Here is a 15,561-nt window from a genome sequence, read left to right on the forward strand (position 1 = left end):
TATCCGGGGGCGTCACGCCTGCGGGCCAACGTCGCCTCGGCGGCGGAAGGTCCTTGCAAGAAGACCTTCCCCGTCGGGCTCAGGAGGAAGAAAGTTGAATAAGCAAACCGTCCGTGGCCGCCTGTTGGCGTCCACGATGATCTGCGGGGCTGCCTTCGCCGCGTTTGCGGCGGCGCCGGCCTACGCGCAAGACGCCGAGCAGTCGACCGTCGACGAAGTCGTCGTCACCGGCTCGCGCATCGTCCGTCAGGACTTCACCGAAATCTCGCCGGTCACGACCGTCGGCCAAGAGCAGCTGGAAATGACCGCGACTCTGTCGGTCGAAACCCTGCTCAACGAACTGCCGCAGGTCATCCCGGGCAACACCCGCACGTCGAACAACGCCGGCGGTGAAGACTTCGCCACCATCGACCTGCGCGGCCTGGGCACCAACCGTACCCTGGTCCTGGTCAACGGCGAGCGCGTGCCCGCCTCCTCGACCACCGGCACCGTCGACATCAACACCATTCCGGCCTCGCTGATCGAGCGCATCGAAGTGGTGACCGGCGGCGCTTCGGCCGTGTACGGCTCGGACGCCATCTCGGGCGTGGTCAACTTCATCCTGAAGGACGACTACGAAGGCGCTGAACTGCGCGCCACCTACGGCTCGGCCTGGGACGGCAACGCTCCGGAAGTCGAAATCAACGGCCTGTTCGGCGGCAACTTCGCGGACGGCCGCGGCAACCTGACCGCCTACGCCGCCTACTACAACCGCGAGAAGGTCTCGCAGTCGGCCTACGACTTCTCCCGTACCTCGGGCGCGGTCTGCGACGACGGCTCGGGCAACCTGTCGATCTGCGACAGCGCGGCCGAAGCCCAAGCGTTGATCTCGGGCGGCGGCTTCATCAACTCGCCCGGCGGTTCGGGCACTCCGGCCTGGGGCTGGATCACGAACAACGCCATCGGCGCGGGCCCCGATAAGATCTACGGCACGGCCGACGACACGGGCAACCCGTTCGGCGGCGGCGCCATCGGCAACAACAACGGTCCGGACGGTCTGCCGGGCACGGCTGACGACACTCCGGTTTACGCCAACGCCGGCATGGCCTTCCTGCTGCCGGGCCAGTTCGGCGCGGCCAACACCGACTGTAACTCGGCCACCGCCGGCGTTGCGGTCCGCAGCGGCAACCTGTCGTTCAACGACAGCGGCCAGCTGACCCCGCGCTTCACCGCCGGCGCCTGCGGCGTGCCGGATCGGGCTGCCGGTTCGTCGCGCTACAACTTCGCGCCGGACAACTACCTGATCATCCCGGCCGAGCGCTTCAACATCACCACGACCGGCACCTACGACATCACGGACGACATCCGTGCGAAGGTGATGCTGTCGTACGTGAACAGCAACTCGGAAGTTCAGCTGGCTCCGACTCCGGCCACCGGCCTGTCGATCACGCTGACCCCGGCCATGCAGACCCTGATCCAGGCCAATGCGCCGGATCTGTGGACCGCCCTGCAGTCGCGCCCGAACCCGCTGGCCAACTTCACGATGGACCGCCGCACCAACGAGGTCGGCACCCGTAACGGCTTCACCGAGAACAACTCGTTCTCGATGCTGACCACCATCGACGGTTCGTTCAACGACAACTGGGATTGGTCGGTCACCGCCAGCTACGGCCAGAACCACGTCACCAGCCGCGGCCTGAACAGCGTCAACAAGACGGCGCTGATGCAGGGCCTGGCCGGCTGCCAGACTTCGTCCGGCGCTCCGCTCGGCTCCGCCGCCCTGCCGGGCTGCGTGCCGCTCGACATCTTCGGCCCGGGCACCCTGACCCAGCCGATGGTCGACTTCCTGAAGGTCAACACCTTCGCGACGACCAACGTCGAAGAGCACCGCCTGGCCGGTTACGTCCGTGGCGACCTGATGGAGCTGCCGGCTGGTCCGATCGCTTCGGTGTTCGGCTTCGAATACCGCGGCACCGACGCTGAGTTCCGCGTCGACAACGAGCAGCGCACCGGCAACATCTTCGGCTTCAACGCCATTCAGGACCAAGCTGGTTCGGTTGACGTCCGCGAACTCTACACGGAACTGTCGGTTCCGCTGCTGAAGGACCTGGACTTCGCCGACTACTTCGGCCTGGAACTGGGCCTGCGTTACTCGGACTACTCGTCGATCGGCGAAGTGTGGACCTACAAGATCGGCGGCGAATACGCTCCGGTTGACTGGCTGCGCTTCCGCGGCGTGTACAACGAAGCGACCCGCGCTCCGTCGGTGTTCGAACTGTTCCAGGCTGGTGACCAGGGCTTCCCGGCCTTCACCGACCCCTGCCGTTCGGCGAACGCGGGCCTGACCCCGGCGCTGAAGTCGTACTGCCAGTCGCAGGGCGTGGTGTACTCGCCGGGCTTCTCGGCCAACAACTCGCAGGTGGAAGCCTTCGCCTTCGGTAACCCGGGCCTGAAGCCGGAAACCGCCGAGACCCTGACCCTCGGCGCCGTGTTCCAGCCCGACTGGTTCCCGCTGGGCGACTTCCGCGCCACCGTCGACTACTACGACATCGAAATTAAGGATGCCGTGCAGTCGCTGGGCGCTCAGTACTGGATCAACCAGTGCTACAGCTCCACCACGCCGGGCGCCAACGCCGCGGCTTGCGCTCGCGTCGTCCGCGATCCGGTCACCGGTCAGCTCGACTTCGTGAACACGACCCGCGACAACGTCGGCAGCTACCACACCAAGGGCTGGGACATCCAAGCCGAGTGGTCGCTCGACATGGAAGACGTGGGCATGAAGGGTCGCCTGCGCCTGAACGAACTGCTGTCGCTGATCGACTCCTACAAGATCGGTGACACCGAGTACGTCGGCTACACCTTCGCCTCGATCGGCGGGGCCCTGCCGGAGTGGAAGTCGGCCTTCTCGGCCTACTACATGATCGGCGACTGGACCCTGTTCGGCCGTTGGAGCTACGTGCCGACCATGACGAGCGCCAGCTTCGGCAACGAACAGCCGGAAGCCAGCTACATCGACATGTCGGCCCGTTGGGACATGACCGACAACTTCCAGGTCACGGCTTTCGTCGGCAACGTGTTCGACGAAAAGGCGCCGCAGACCACGGAAGGTCTGTTCTCGCAGGCCAACACCGACCCGCAGGTCTACCGCGTGCTGGGTCGTACCTTCTCGATCTCGGGCAAGGTCCGCTTCTAAGAAGCGATCCTCACCGATCGAATTGGGGGCGGCGGGCTTCGGCCCGCCGCCTTTTTTCGTGCCTGCTACTTCTCGCGTCGGGCGCGCACGGCGGTCTGGCCGTCCACCTGCATCAGGTAGCTGCCCAGCGCCGCGCGCTTGATCTCGGCGACGAAGCCCGGCTCGGGCGCACGGGCGAAGCGGCCGTCGATCTGGCGCCAGACCTGCCCGTCGCTCATGGCCAGCATCCAGTCCCCGTCGGCGGCCCGCCAGGCGCGCGCCACGGTCAGCGACACGTCCTCGATCGGCGCGAGCTTGACCGCCAGGGGCGGGGCGGGCGGTCGCGTCAGGCCGAACGCCTCCCGGTGGGTCGCCTCGACCCGGGCGGCGTCCATCACCACCACCTCGCCGCGCGCCTGCGCCTGCGCCAGGGCGTCGATCGCCGCGTCGTAGCAGGCGGCCCGGGCAGACGTGTCGGCCAGGCCGCGGCAGGCCAACGCCTGGTCCAGCACGGCGTTGCGGGTCGCGATCGGGGTGGTCTCGGCGCCCGCCGCGGCGGCCAGGGCGAGCGCTAGTCCCAGGGCGATCATCGGCCGGCTCCTCTCGCGCGTGCGCACGCTCAAGCTGTCGGCGACGGCGAAGGTTCCCCGCGGATGCGAAAAGGCCCGCGCCGGGGCGCGGGCCTGAGCGGTCGTGTCGGAAGCGCGCCCGGTCCTAGAGCCTGTTCCGTTCAATTGGAATCATCTGAACGGATAAAACAGGCTCTAATTCAAAAGCTTGAGCGCGTTCTGATCGCAAAACCGGATCCACTTTTGCGGAACGCGCTCTAGCGGCGGCGCGGCGAGCCGTCGGCCTCGGCCAGGCCGGCGCGGGCCAGGATCTCGACCGCCGGGGCGACCAGATCGCCGTAGCGGCGCCAGCGGCCCATCGAGCTCTTGTAGATCGGCGCGCGCACCTGGGCGGCGCTCGGCGTGGCCACCGCCGCCTTGTTCTCGTGGAAGGCCAGGCAGCGCTCGTCCCAGCTGAGGCCGCAGAAGGCCAGCAGCCGCCGGGTCTCGGCCTCCTGGTTCTCGACCAGGTCCTCGTAGCGGATCTCGGTGTAGCGCTCGGCCGGCAGCACCGCGCGCCAGTGCTCGGCCAGATCCTCGAACAGCGCCACCTGGCGGGCGGTGTTCTGCAGGTCGTAGACGTAGTCGTAGTAAGGATGGACGGTCGGGAAGATCTGCCGGAAGTTGCTCACGCAGGCGTCGACGGGGTCGCGCCGCACGCAGACGATCCGCGCGTTCGGCAGGGCCCGGTGCATGAGCGCGGCGAAGAGCACGTTGATCGGCGCCTTGTCCACGAAACGCGGCGTCTGGCCGGTGAGGGGACGAGTGCTGTCGACATAGGCCCGGCCCAGCCGCGCGGGATCCACCCGCCCCAGCGCTTCAAAGGTGGGACGCTCGATCGACAGCGGGCCCGGCGTGCCGGCCAGCCGCTTGGCGATCAGCGGGAAGTGGCCCAGCTCGCCGGCCGAGGCGACGTCGGGGTGGCTGGAGATGATCCGGTCGACCAGGGTGGTGCCGGTGCGCGGCAGGCCGACCACGAAGATCGGCTCGCCGGACGGATCGCCCGGGGCTGGCGCGGCTTCGGCGGTGCGCTTGGCGGCCTCGAACAGGGCGCGTTCCTGCGCCCAGGCGTAGCCGGAGCGGCGGCGTTTGACGGCCTTGGCCTTCTGCAGCCACTCGAACGAGCGGACCGCTTCGCCCAGGTCCTCATAGGTCTTGGCCAGGGCGTGGCCGACGTGCAGCGTGCGCATGCCGTCGGCGTCCGGCCCGGCGAACAGGGCTTCCAGCCGCTCGAGGTGGTTGCGCTCGGGCGTCTGCTTTTGCACCGAGACCAGCGAGAACCAGGCCTGGTGCTGGGTCGGGCTCAGCGCCAGGGTCCGCTCGAAGGCGCGGGCCGCCTCGTCGAACTCGCCGGCGAACTGCAGCGAGACGCCCAGCTGGTAGTGGTGCTCGGCGACGCCGGGCTGAAGCTGCGCGGCCAGACGGAAGAAGCCCAGCGCCAGGTCGCGCGCTCCGGTCATCCGGTAGGCGTTTCCCACCGCGTTCAAGGCCATGCCGTCGCGCGGGTTGGCGCGCGCGGTGCGCTCGGCGACCAGACGCATCTGGGCGAGCCGCCCCACCGCCTCCGCAACCCCGCGGTCGATGTCGACCGCGGGGGCGGGGGGTCTCAAGCCGGATCCGGTACGCAGGGCGTTACTCCAGGGCGAAGGTGACGGGCCGTCTTAGCCGACCGGGCGGGGGGCCATCACTGCGGCCTGACCGCGCTCGCGCATGCGGGCCTCGACCAGGCTGTCCATGGCCGCCTCGGCGCGCGGGTCGCCGAGCAGCCAGCCGGCCGCGGCCAGGGCGCGCACCGAGGTCGAGCTGACCCCGAAGGCGGCCGACAGCGCCTCGAACGGGCTCTTCTGCGCCGGGAAGCGCTTCAGGCGGACGTCCTCGTCGGCCGGGATCTTGGCCAGGGCCTTGGCCTGGGCGACCGCGTCGTAGAAGCCGCCCAGCTGGTCGACCAGGCCCAGTTCCTTGGCCTGGGCGCCGGTCCACACGCGGCCCTTGGCGATCTCGCGCACCCGCTCGACCGGCAGCTTGCGGCCGGCAGCCACGCGGGCGACGAAGTTGTCGTAGATCGTGTCCATCCAGTGCGAGAAGGCGGCGCGCTGGGCCTGGTCGAAGCCCTGGGCGCCGTCGAAGGCGCTGGCGTAATCGCCGCCCACGCTCATGCCGCGCATGTCGACGCCGAAGCGGCCGAGCGCGTCGCCCAGCACGAACTTGCCGCCGAACACGCCGATCGAACCGGTCAGGGTCGAGGGGTGGGCCACGATCGCCGAGGCGTCCGAGGAGATCCAGTAGCCGCCCGAAGCCGCGTAGGTGCCCATGGACACCACCACCGGCTTGCCGGCGCGCTTGGCCGCGCGGACCGCCGCCAGGATCTGCTCGGAGGCGGTGTCCGAACCGCCCGGCGAGGAGACGCGGAAGACGATGGCCTTGACGTTCTTGTCGTCGATCGCGTCGTAGAAGGCGTCGGCCACGTCGTCGGAATAGATCGCCGAGCTGGAGCCGAACGGATCGCCGCCGCCGCTGCGGCCGGTCATGATGGCGCCTTCGCCGCCGATCACGGCGACGGTGGACTTGCCCTTGCCGACGTCCGCGTCGCGGCCGTTGGAGTAGTCGTCGAACTCGACGATCTCGGCGCCCTTGCCGGCGCGGGCCAGGATGGCGGCTTCGGCTTCCTCGACCTGGCCGACCTTGTCGATCAGGCCCTTGGAGAGGGCTTCCTCGGCGCTCCAGGGACCGCCTTCGATGGTGGCGCGCAGCTTCTTGACGTCCTGCTTGCGGTCTTCGGCGACGGCCTTCAGGGCGCTCTCATAGACGCCGGTCATCCAGCCCAGGGTGGCTTCGCGGTGAGCCGGGGTGAAGTCGGACTGCAGGTAGGGGTTGGGCGCGTTCTTGTATTCGTAGCGCTGCTCGTAGTCGGCCTTCACGCCGTACTTGTCGAAGGCGCGCTTGAAGAACAGCTCTTCGGTCGCTAGGCCCACGGCCTGGAACGAGGCGTTGTTCTGCATCCACAGTTCGCCGGACGAGGCGCCCAGCATGTAGGTCGAGACGACCATGCCCGACGGGTAGAGGCCCTGGCTGTGGGCGACCACCGGCTTGCCGGCGGCGCGGAAGTGCAGGAACGCCTGGCGTAGTTCCTCGGCGCTGGCCGGGGCCATGCCGCCTTCGGGCAGGCGCACGAACAGGGCCTTCACCCGGCTGTCCTTCTCGGCCCGGCGCAGGGTCTCGATCACGTCGAGCACCGAGTCCGGCTCGCCCGAGAAGGCGGCGAAAGGATTGGTCGAGGGCTGGTCGGAGAGGCCTTCGCGCAGGTCCAGCTGCAGCACGGCGGCGCGCGCAGTCGGCTCCTTAGGCGCGCTGGCCGCGGCGATGATCGGCGCGATCAGCAGGAACGGCAGGACGACAAAAAACAGCACGAGACCGGCGAACACGCCGGCTACGGTAATAAAGAACTGCTTCATGGCGCGGTCCCAGCCTTTCTCAGCCCGGCTGAACCTTAACGGAGCGTGCGCCCCGGTCAAATGAAGAGCGCGCAAGGCGCGAGCCGGTTACGCTTTCAACCCCGGCTGGGGCAGAAAAGTCGCGCCGACGCCGGCGGTGAATTCGGGAAGAAGATGGTCGGAGTGGCAGGATTCGAACCTGCGACCCCCGCGTCCCGAACGCGGTGCTCTACCAGACTGAGCCACACTCCGATTCACTCCCGCCGAAACGAAAAAGCCGCCCCGGGCGGGCGGCGATTTCGGCGGGAATTTAGATGGTCGGAGTGGCAGGATTCGAACCTGCGACCCCCGCGTCCCGAACGCGGTGCTCTACCAGACTGAGCCACACTCCGACTTGAGGAGGGGGCTTATAGCGACGGGTTTTTCGGCCCGCAAGCGCTCATTGCGACGCAGGCGAAAAAGAAGTTTTTCTTCGCCCCTGTTGCATGGCTCAGGGGCTTGGGCTATCTGACCGCCTCCCGCGGCGCTCCCGCGGAATCGCCTTTCCTGCTGGGGAATGGTGTAATGGTAACACAGCGGTTTTTGGTACCGTTATTCTAGGTTCGAGTCCTAGTTCCCCAGCCACTTCTCCCCCTCAATTGAACGCCTAGAGCAGCATCGGCAGTCGGCTTCGCACGCCGACCTGGACGATCCACGCCAGGCGCTCCGCATCGGTCTCGTTGGGGCCGGTGTAATGCAGCGTTTTCGGCAGGTGGATGGTGGCGCCGCCGGCGGGCAGCGGGCAGGCCACCACCCGGCTCTGATCGAACGGCGCGGAGACGGTGCGCGAATGGGCGCCCGGCGCGATGCGCCGATGCGGCAAGACCGGGCCGGAATGACTGCCGCGCACGAACTGCATGCAGCCGTTCTCGACGGCGGCGTCCTGCAGCGGCAGCCACCAGTGCAGCCGGCGCGCCGAGAAGGTCAGCGAATGGCCGTAGGCGCAGTCCTGGTGCCAGGCGGTCGCCTTGCCGTTGCGCGGCGGCTTCGAGATCACGTGGTCGAACATCAGCCGCGCGGAGGGGCCGTAGAGCGCCCGTGTGGTCTGCACCGCGCGCCGGAAGAAGCGGGTCTGCAGCAGCCGCGGCTCCAGCCGGGTCAGGTTGGTCACCTCGTGGATCGGCGCGTTCGGTCCGCCGCCCAGATCGCGCGCGCGGGCGCCGCGACGCAGGTGTGATCCGCCGTCCAGCCAGGGCGCGACCAGGGACCGGATGGTGGCCAGGTCGTCGGCGTCGGTGACGTTCTCAAGCGCCAGAAAGCCGTCGCGGAACAGGTCGCCGCGCGCGTTCAGGTCGAGATGCAGGATTTCGGGAGGTTCCGGGTCGCCCTGGCCCGGATGACGGAGAACGGGAACGCCACGCGCACGCAACGCCGACGACGCCATCGTCCTTCTCCCCTCAGAAGCGACGCTGACTTAACCGAGGGCCGAGCGGGGCGGTTCCGGCTGCATCCGGAAAACGCCCTAGGGGCGTGATCCCGGTGCGCTCAGTGCCGGCTGGGCGGCGCCGGCGAGAGCAGGACCGGCGCGCGGACCAGGGCTTCGACGCCGGCGGCGGTCTGGACGATCTCGAAGCCGCCGCCCAGGTGCTCGGCCAGGCCGCGGACCATGGCCGCGATTTCCTGACAGTTGCGCTGGTCGAGCGGCGCGCCGTCGTCCTGCACGACGAGCTCGATCAGCCCGCCCGAGCGGCGGGCGGCGACCTTCACCTGGCCGGCCCGGCTTTCTGGCGCGTGCGCGACCGCGCCGCCGATCAGTTCGTGCACGATCAGGGCCAGGGTGGCGGCCACGGCCGGCGGGACCGGCGCCTCGGCCACCTCCAGGCTGAAGGTGATCTTGCGCCCCGCGCAGACCCGCTTCCAGAAGCCGACGGCCTCAGTCAGGTAGGCGGCGAAATCGGCGGACTGGTCGTCGTCGAGACGCCGGTTCAGCAGGCCCAGCGCGGCGATCACGTCAGCCAGCCAGGCCAGGTGCCGCTGGCTCTCCGGATCGCTCACCGCGCGCAGGCGCGCCGTAACGAGGGCCTGGAGCAACTGGAGATTGCTCCCCAGCCGATGCCGAAGCTCTGCAAGCCGCAGGCCCTCGCCGATATGCATTTTGATTCGTCGCCCCCGAAACGAGCGACATGGGACCCGACCCGCGTTCGTTGAGCAAGCTAAACAAGACTGTTGACCCACCGACAAAACGTGTAAGGGAGGCCCGTCGCGCGCCTTAACGAATGTGAACGGTGGGGGCCGGAGGCGCGGCGACGAGGTAGGGGGATGGCTGGGAAGCGAATGCGCATTCTGGTCGTCGAGGACCAGTCGATCCTGGCTATGGAGATCGAACTGGTTCTGCGCGACCTTGGGCATGAGGTGATCGGGACCGCTACGGATCTCGACCGCAGCCTCGCGCTCGCCTCGTCCGAACCGATCGACCTCGCCCTCGTCGACGTGAACCTGGCCGACGGGCCGACCGGGCCGGAGATCGCGCGCCGGCTGGTGACCGATCACGGCGCCGCGGTGATCTTCCTGACCGCCAATCCCGAGCAGATCCCGAGCTGCTTCTCCGGCGCCATCGGGGTCATGCCCAAACCCTTCGACGACGCTTTGATCCGCGACGTGGTGGCGTTCGCGGCGAACTTCGTGACCCACAAGGCCCTGGGGCCCGCGCCGCGCCGGTTCCGCCTCGCGCCCTGGCTGCTGGCCTCGCCCGACCGGCTGGACGCGTGTTGATCGAACGCCGGGTTGTGGCCGGCCCGCCGGTGGCCTAAGGCAGCTCCCGTTCCGGGAGCGAGGTTACGGTGAAGGGTTCCAAGAAGCGTACGATCGGCTCGCATCAGCTGCGGCCCGAAAGCCTGATGATGAGCTACGGCTACGATCCCTTCCTGTCGGAAGGCGCGATCAAGCCGCCGATCTTCCAGACCTCCACCTTCGTGTTCAAATCGGCCGAAGACGGCAAGCGCTTCTTCGAAGTGGCCTACGGCCTGCGCGAGCGCGAGCCTGACGAGGCGCTGGGGCTGATCTACTCGCGCATCAACAACCCGAACCTCGAAATCCTCGAGGACCGCCTGGCGCTGTGGGACGAGGCCGAGCGGGCGCTGGTGTTCTCCACCGGCATGGCGGCGATCTCGACCACGGTGCTGGCGATGTGCCGTCCCAACGACGTGATCGCCTACACCGCGCCGGCCTACGGCGGCACCGAGTACCTGTTCGACCGCATCCTGCCGCGCTACGGCGTGCGCGCCCACGCCCTGCCGGCCGGCCTGACCGAGGCGGAGTTCAAGGCGGCGCTGGACGACCTGGCCAAGGAAGCCGGCGAGCGCGGCGGCCGGCTGGCCATGGTCTATGTCGAGACCCCGGCCAACCCGACCAACGAGCTGACCGACATCACGGGCCTCGCTGAACTGCTGAAGGGCTACGGGCCCGATCGGCCGGTGCTGGCGGTCGACAACACCTTCCTGGGCCCGCTGTGGCAGAAGCCGCTGTCGCTGGGCGCCGACCTCGTCCTCTATTCGCTGACCAAGTACGTGGGCGGCCACTCCGACCTGATCGCCGGCGCGGCGCTGGGTTCGGCCGAGCTGATCGCGCGCGTCGCCGAGATGCGCACCATCTGCGGCACGGTCAGCGACGCGCACACCGCATGGCTGCTGCTGCGCAGCCTGGAGACCCTGCAGATCCGCATGGAGCGCTCGGCCGAGAGCGCCAAGAAGATCGTCGCCTGGCTGGAGGCCCATCCCAAGGTGGAGCGCGTTCTGGTCCCCGGCGGCAAGGGCTGCTCCGAACGCCAGCGCGAGATCTACGCCCGCCAGTGCCTGGGCGCGGGCTCGACGCTCGGCGTGCTGCTGAAGGGCGGCGAGAAGGAGGCGTTCCGCGTGCTGAACCGCCTGCAGCTGTTCAAGCTGGCGGTCAGCCTGGGCGGCACCGAGAGCCTGGTGTCGCACCCGTCCAGCACCACCCACTCGGACTACACGCCCCAGACCAAGGCCCGCTTCGGCATCGCCGAGAACCTGATCCGCCTGTCGGTCGGGGTGGAGAACGCCGACGACCTGATCGCCGACCTGGAGCACGCGCTGGGGTGAGTTTCTGACCGCGGCCGAACACTGGTCGCCCATGCCCAACCGTGACACCGTCGGGTGTCCGTCGACTCCCGGCGGACAAGACCGGGGGGGCTTATGGGCATCGCGAAGTATTCGGCCGCGTTCGCCATGCTGGCGGCGCTGGCGACAGGGGGCGCGGTCCAGGCGGCCGAACCGGCCGCGTTCGGCGAGCTGCACATAATCACGACCGACCAAGCCGCCCGTACGCTTCCGGAACTTGGTGGTGAGGTGGAGGTGCAGATCGAGCTCGCCGGCACGAACTGGTGGCGGACCTTGGTGTGGCGTCACAATGGCGAAGAGGCGAGCTTCACGGTCCGAGGCAGGAGCCGCATCGACCGTCGGATCGCAATCTACGTTACGCCGGGTGGCGACCTGGGCATGATCGAGGAGGGCGAGCGGCCCTGGGCGGTCGATGCGGCGACGCTCAAGCCGATTCCTTCGCGCCGAGCCGATCCGGCCCTTTGGACCTACCTCGGCGCCTTCGGCTGGACGGCCGAGTTCGCCGAGGTCTCATCGGGCTCGGTGTTCGCGTTCATCGCGCCCGACGAGGAGGCCGAGTGCCTGGGGACCAGCGGCCCGGGCGCCAGGGCCAGGCCCCAGGCCGCCCACGCCTGCAAGCCGCTGGTGTTCTGACCCCTCGCCCAGAAGGGGATTAGCCCTCGAACGCCCAGCCGTCGCCGACCGGGGGCGAGCCGTCGCCCCCGTTCAGCTCCAGGCGCATCAGCACCACGTCGACCCAGCGGCCGTGCTTGAAGCCGGCGCCGCGCAGCACGCCGGCCATTTCGAAGCCGCAGCTGCGATGCACGCCGATCGAGCCGGCGTTGCCGCTGTCGCCGATCACCGCCAGCACGCTGCGCAGGCCGATCGCCTCGCAGCGCCGGCACACCGCCTCCAGCAGCGCGCGTCCGACGCCCTGGCCGGTGCGGTCCGGAGCGACGTAGACCGAGTCCTCGGCGGTGTAGCGATAGGCCGTGCGCGGGCGGAACGGCCCGGCGTAGGCGAAGCCGACCACCCGGCCGTGCACCTCGCCCACCAGGTAGGGCAGGTCGCGCGATTGCACCGCGGCCATGCGCGCCGCCATCTCCTCGTGCCCCGGCGGGACCTCCTCGAAGGTGCCGAAGCCGTGCAGGACGTGGTGGGCGTAGATCTCGGTGATGGCCGGAACGTCGGCCAGGGTCGCCTCGCGTACGTTCACGCCGCGCGCTCCCAGCCCCGGTCCACGGCCCAGACCGCGAAGGCGTAGTCCAGCGCGATCTCCTTGAGGAAGTCGAAGCGGCCCGACGCGCCGCCGTGGCCGGCCTCCATGTTCATCTTCAGCAGGATCGGGTTGGGCGAGGTGGTGCGCTCGCGCAGCTTCGCGGCCCACTTCGACGGCTCCCAGTAGGTCACCCGCGGGTCCGACAGGCCGCCGGTGGCCAGCACCGCCGGATAGGCGGTGGCGACGACGTTGTCGTAGGGGCTGTAGCTGGCGATGTAGTCGTAGGCCGCCGCGTCCTCGAGCGGGTTGCCCCATTCGGGCCACTCCGGCGGGGTGAGCGGCAGGGTCACGTCGCTCATGGTGTTGACCACGTCCACGAACGGCACCGCCCCGATCACCCCGGCCCACAGGTCCGGGCGCAGGTTGTTGGCGGCGCCGACCAGCAGGCCGCCGGCCGAGCCGCCGTAGATCACGATCTCGCCCGCACGGCCGTAGCCTTCGGCGACCAGCTTTTCGGCTGAGGCGACGAAGTCGGTGAAGGTGTTCTTCTTCTTGTCCTTGCGGCCGTCCAGGAACCAGCCCCAGCCCTTTTCAGAGCCGCCGCGCACGTGGGCGGTGGCCCAGATCCAGCCGCGGTCGACCAGCGACAGGTGACGGATCGAGAAGGCCGGATCCAGCGAGTGGCCGTAGGAGCCGTAGCCGTAAAGCATCAAGGGCGCCGAGCCGTCGAGCGGCGTGTCCTTCAGCATCAGCACGGTGATTGGCACCTGCTGGCCGTCGGGCGCGGTCGCGAACAGCCGCTTGGCGACATAGCGGGCCGGATCGTGGCCGGAGGGGATCTCCTGGGTCTTGCGCAGGGTCCGCTCGCGCGTGCGCATGTCGTAGTCGAACCACTGCCGCGGCGTCGTCGGCGAGGTGTAGACGAAGCGGGTGAGGTCGGTCGCCCACTCGTAGCCGCCTTCCAGCGACAGCGAGTAGGCTTCTTCCGCGAAGGCGATCTCGTGCTCCGACAGGTCGGCCTTGGCGGTGACGACGATGCGGTTGTTGGCGTCGACGCGCTCCAGGCGGACGTACCAGTCCTTGTAAGGCGCGCCGCCGACCACGAAGACGCCGGGACGGTGGCCGATCCACTCGCGCCAGGTCCTGGCCGACGGATCGGCCTGGTCGGCCCACATCAGCTTGAAGTCGATGGCGCCGTCGGCGTTGGTGCGCACCACGAAGCGGTCGCCCCAGTGATCCAGCTCGTAGCGCACGCCCTCGCGGCGGGGTTCGACCAGGCGGGGCGCCGCGGTCGGGTCGGCGCCCGGGATCAGCCAGGCCTCGCTGGTCTCCTGGTTGCCGGCGCCGATGAAGACGAAGGCGTTCGACGAGCTGCGCGCCACGCCCAGGAAGAAGCCCGGGTCCTGCTCTTCATAGACGAGGGTGTCCTCGCCGCCGCGGGCCGGGCGGCGGAAGATCTTGGCCGGGCGGCCGTTCTCGTCGCGCCAGGTCCAGAACAGCCACTGGCTGTCGGGCGAGAAGGTGAAGTCGCCGGTCGAGCTCTCGACGGCCGAGGGCAGGGTCTCGCCGGTGGCCAGGTCCTTGACCCGGATGGCGTAGTACTCCGAGCCCTGCGCGTCCTCGGCCCAGGCGTAGAGCGCGTGGTCGGGGCTGTGGTCGGCGTGGCCGACCTGGAAGTAGGCGTGCGGCTTGGCCATGGCGTCGACGTCGATCAGGATCTGCTCGTCGTCCAGCCGGCCGCGCGGCCGGCGCGCCAGGATCGGATGCTGCCCGCCGATCTCGAAGCGGCTGTAATAGTCCCACGGGCCGTCGGGGGAGGGGACCGAGGCGTCGTCCTCCTTGATGCGCCCCTTCATCTCCTCGAACATCTTCGCCTGCAGCGCCTCGGTCGAGGTCAGCATGGCCTTGGTGTAGGCGTTCTCGGCCTCCAGGTGCTCGCGCACGTCGGCGCGCAGCACGGCGGGGTCGCGCATCACCGCCTGCCAGTTCTCGTCCTTCATCCAGGCGTAGTCGTCGACCCGGACGCGGCCGAGCTGTTCGATGCGGTGAGGGGCCTTGCGGGCGACCGGCGGTATCGGGTGTGACATGAACGCCGTCATGGACGCCCCTTCGGTCGCTCGCAAGGGGCGGGCGCTTGTGCGGAAAGCGTGGCCGCGTTCAAATCGTCTTCAGTGACGGTGAAGGGGCGCGTCCGTGGACCTTACGGTCGAGTTGATCAACGCGACGGTGCAGATCGAGCAGGTGCGCGCCGACGGCGAACGCACGACCGGCACCGGGTTTCTGATCCGGGCGCCCAAGCCGGACGGCACGCCGCGCGTGGTGCTGGTGACCGCCGCGCACGTGCTCACCGAGATGACCGATCCGCAGGCCAGCATCGGCTGGCGCTTCGCCGACGCGGGCGGCGGCTGGCGGTTCGCGCCGGCGCCGCTGAAGATCCGCGACGGCTCCCTGCCGCTGTGGACCCGGCACCCCATCCGCGACGTCGCCGCCATGGAGATCAAGGCGCCGCCCGAATTCGCCAAGGCGGCCATCCCGCTGGCGTGGCTGGCCGCCGAGACCACCTTCGAGGACACCCAGGTCGGGCCGGGCGAAGAGATGATGGGGCTGGGCTTCCCGCGCGGCCTGTCGTCCAACATGGCCGGCTTCCCGATCCTGCGGTACGGGCGGGTGGCGTCCTATCCGGTGTCGCCGTCGGCGGCCTTCCCGACCTTCCTGGTCGACTTCACCGTGTTCCCGGGCAATTCGGGCGGGCCGGTGTTCATGGTCGACGCGGCGCGCCGCGCCGAGGGGGACGCGACGCGGGGCCCGTTCGTCGCGGGCCTGGTGACCAGCATGGTCACCCACGATCAGAACCGCGAGAGCCTGGAGATCGGCGTGGTCACCCACGCCAGCTACATCCGTGAGACGGTGGCCATGCTGGACCAGCCCGTGCCGGTCGCCGCCCCGCCGCCGACGGTGACGGCGGGCGCGCCTTCGCGCTCGCCGCCGTCGCCCCAGCCGGTCAGGCGCTGAGCGCGCGCTCGTCCAGGGCGGCCAGGGCCTCGGCCCCCTGCATGAC

12 protein-coding genes and 3 tRNA genes are annotated in these 15,561 nt (G+C 69.3%); 6 read left to right on the forward strand and 9 right to left on the reverse strand.

Annotation, left to right across the window (positions count from 1 at the left end):
• Positions 1-94 precede the first annotated feature (94 nt).
• Positions 95-3,172, forward strand: a complete 3,078-nt coding sequence (locus tag G3573_RS01715) for a TonB-dependent receptor (protein WP_163259120.1) — start codon at positions 95-97, stop codon at positions 3,170-3,172.
• 65 nt (positions 3,173-3,237) lie between these two features.
• Here G3573_RS01715 and G3573_RS01720 read toward each other — a convergent pair whose 3' ends face one another.
• The 5 genes from G3573_RS01720 to G3573_RS01740 all read right to left on the reverse strand — a co-directional run bounded on the left by G3573_RS01720 (position 3,238) and on the right by G3573_RS01740 (position 7,582).
• The gene (locus G3573_RS01720) at positions 3,238-3,741 is read right to left on the reverse strand and encodes a hypothetical protein (RefSeq protein ID WP_163259121.1); all 504 of its coding nucleotides are present in this window, start codon (positions 3,739-3,741) and stop codon (positions 3,238-3,240) included.
• Between the two features lie 236 nt (positions 3,742-3,977).
• Positions 3,978-5,369 carry a sulfotransferase gene (locus G3573_RS01725; protein WP_163259122.1) on the reverse strand — a complete coding sequence of 464 codons (1,392 nt, stop codon included), beginning with the start codon at positions 5,367-5,369 and terminating at the stop codon, positions 3,978-3,980.
• A 51-nt stretch (positions 5,370-5,420) separates the two neighbouring features.
• Positions 5,421-7,211, reverse strand: coding sequence for a signal peptide peptidase SppA (gene sppA, locus G3573_RS01730; RefSeq protein ID WP_163259123.1), 1,791 nt, complete (start codon positions 7,209-7,211; stop codon positions 5,421-5,423).
• 154 nt (positions 7,212-7,365) lie between these two features.
• Positions 7,366-7,442 (reverse strand) — tRNA-Pro (locus tag G3573_RS01735).
• A gap of 63 nt (positions 7,443-7,505) precedes the next feature.
• Positions 7,506-7,582 (reverse strand) — tRNA-Pro (locus G3573_RS01740).
• 158 nt (positions 7,583-7,740) lie between these two features.
• Here G3573_RS01740 and G3573_RS01745 point away from each other — a divergent pair.
• A tRNA-Gln gene (locus G3573_RS01745) sits at positions 7,741-7,814 on the forward strand.
• Between the two features lie 22 nt (positions 7,815-7,836).
• On the opposite strand, the gene G3573_RS01750 is transcribed toward G3573_RS01745, so the two are convergent.
• Both G3573_RS01750 and G3573_RS01755 read right to left on the reverse strand, forming a co-directional pair.
• Positions 7,837-8,613 (reverse strand): phytanoyl-CoA dioxygenase family protein, encoded by a 777-nt coding sequence (locus G3573_RS01750; RefSeq protein WP_163259124.1) that lies wholly within the window; start codon positions 8,611-8,613, stop codon positions 7,837-7,839.
• Between the two features lie 101 nt (positions 8,614-8,714).
• Complete coding sequence (locus tag G3573_RS01755; protein ID WP_163259125.1) at positions 8,715-9,260, reverse strand: sensor histidine kinase; 546 nt, start codon at positions 9,258-9,260, stop codon at positions 8,715-8,717.
• A gap of 228 nt (positions 9,261-9,488) precedes the next feature.
• Here G3573_RS01755 and G3573_RS01760 point away from each other — a divergent pair, with 228 nt between their 5' ends.
• From G3573_RS01760 to G3573_RS01770, 3 genes are all read left to right on the forward strand, one after another.
• Positions 9,489-9,941 (forward strand): response regulator, encoded by a 453-nt coding sequence (locus G3573_RS01760; RefSeq protein WP_276208659.1) that lies wholly within the window; start codon positions 9,489-9,491, stop codon positions 9,939-9,941.
• A 68-nt stretch (positions 9,942-10,009) separates the two neighbouring features.
• Positions 10,010-11,287, forward strand: a complete 1,278-nt coding sequence (locus G3573_RS01765; RefSeq protein WP_163259127.1) for a cystathionine gamma-synthase family protein — start codon at positions 10,010-10,012, stop codon at positions 11,285-11,287.
• A gap of 93 nt (positions 11,288-11,380) precedes the next feature.
• Positions 11,381-11,938, forward strand: a complete 558-nt coding sequence (locus tag G3573_RS01770; protein ID WP_163259128.1) for a hypothetical protein — start codon at positions 11,381-11,383, stop codon at positions 11,936-11,938.
• Between the two features lie 19 nt (positions 11,939-11,957).
• Here the strand turns inward: G3573_RS01770 and G3573_RS01775 are convergent, their stop codons facing one another.
• Positions 11,958-12,500 carry a GNAT family N-acetyltransferase gene (locus G3573_RS01775; RefSeq protein ID WP_163259129.1) on the reverse strand — a complete coding sequence of 181 codons (543 nt, stop codon included), beginning with the start codon at positions 12,498-12,500 and terminating at the stop codon, positions 11,958-11,960.
• Positions 12,497-14,602: a S9 family peptidase gene (locus G3573_RS01780; protein WP_163259130.1), complete on the reverse strand. Its 2,106-nt coding sequence runs from the start codon at positions 14,600-14,602 to the stop codon at positions 12,497-12,499. Before G3573_RS01780 ends, G3573_RS01775 begins: the two co-directional genes overlap by 4 nt.
• A gap of 94 nt (positions 14,603-14,696) precedes the next feature.
• Here G3573_RS01780 and G3573_RS01785 point away from each other — a divergent pair, with 94 nt between their 5' ends.
• Entirely contained in the window at positions 14,697-15,515 is an 819-nt protein-coding gene (locus tag G3573_RS01785; RefSeq protein WP_163259131.1) for a serine protease, read from the forward strand.
• The last annotated feature ends 46 nt before the right edge of the window (positions 15,516-15,561 follow it).

The sequence above is a fragment of the Caulobacter sp. 17J65-9 genome (assembly GCF_010975005.1).
Classification (GTDB): domain Bacteria; phylum Pseudomonadota; class Alphaproteobacteria; order Caulobacterales; family Caulobacteraceae; genus 17J80-11.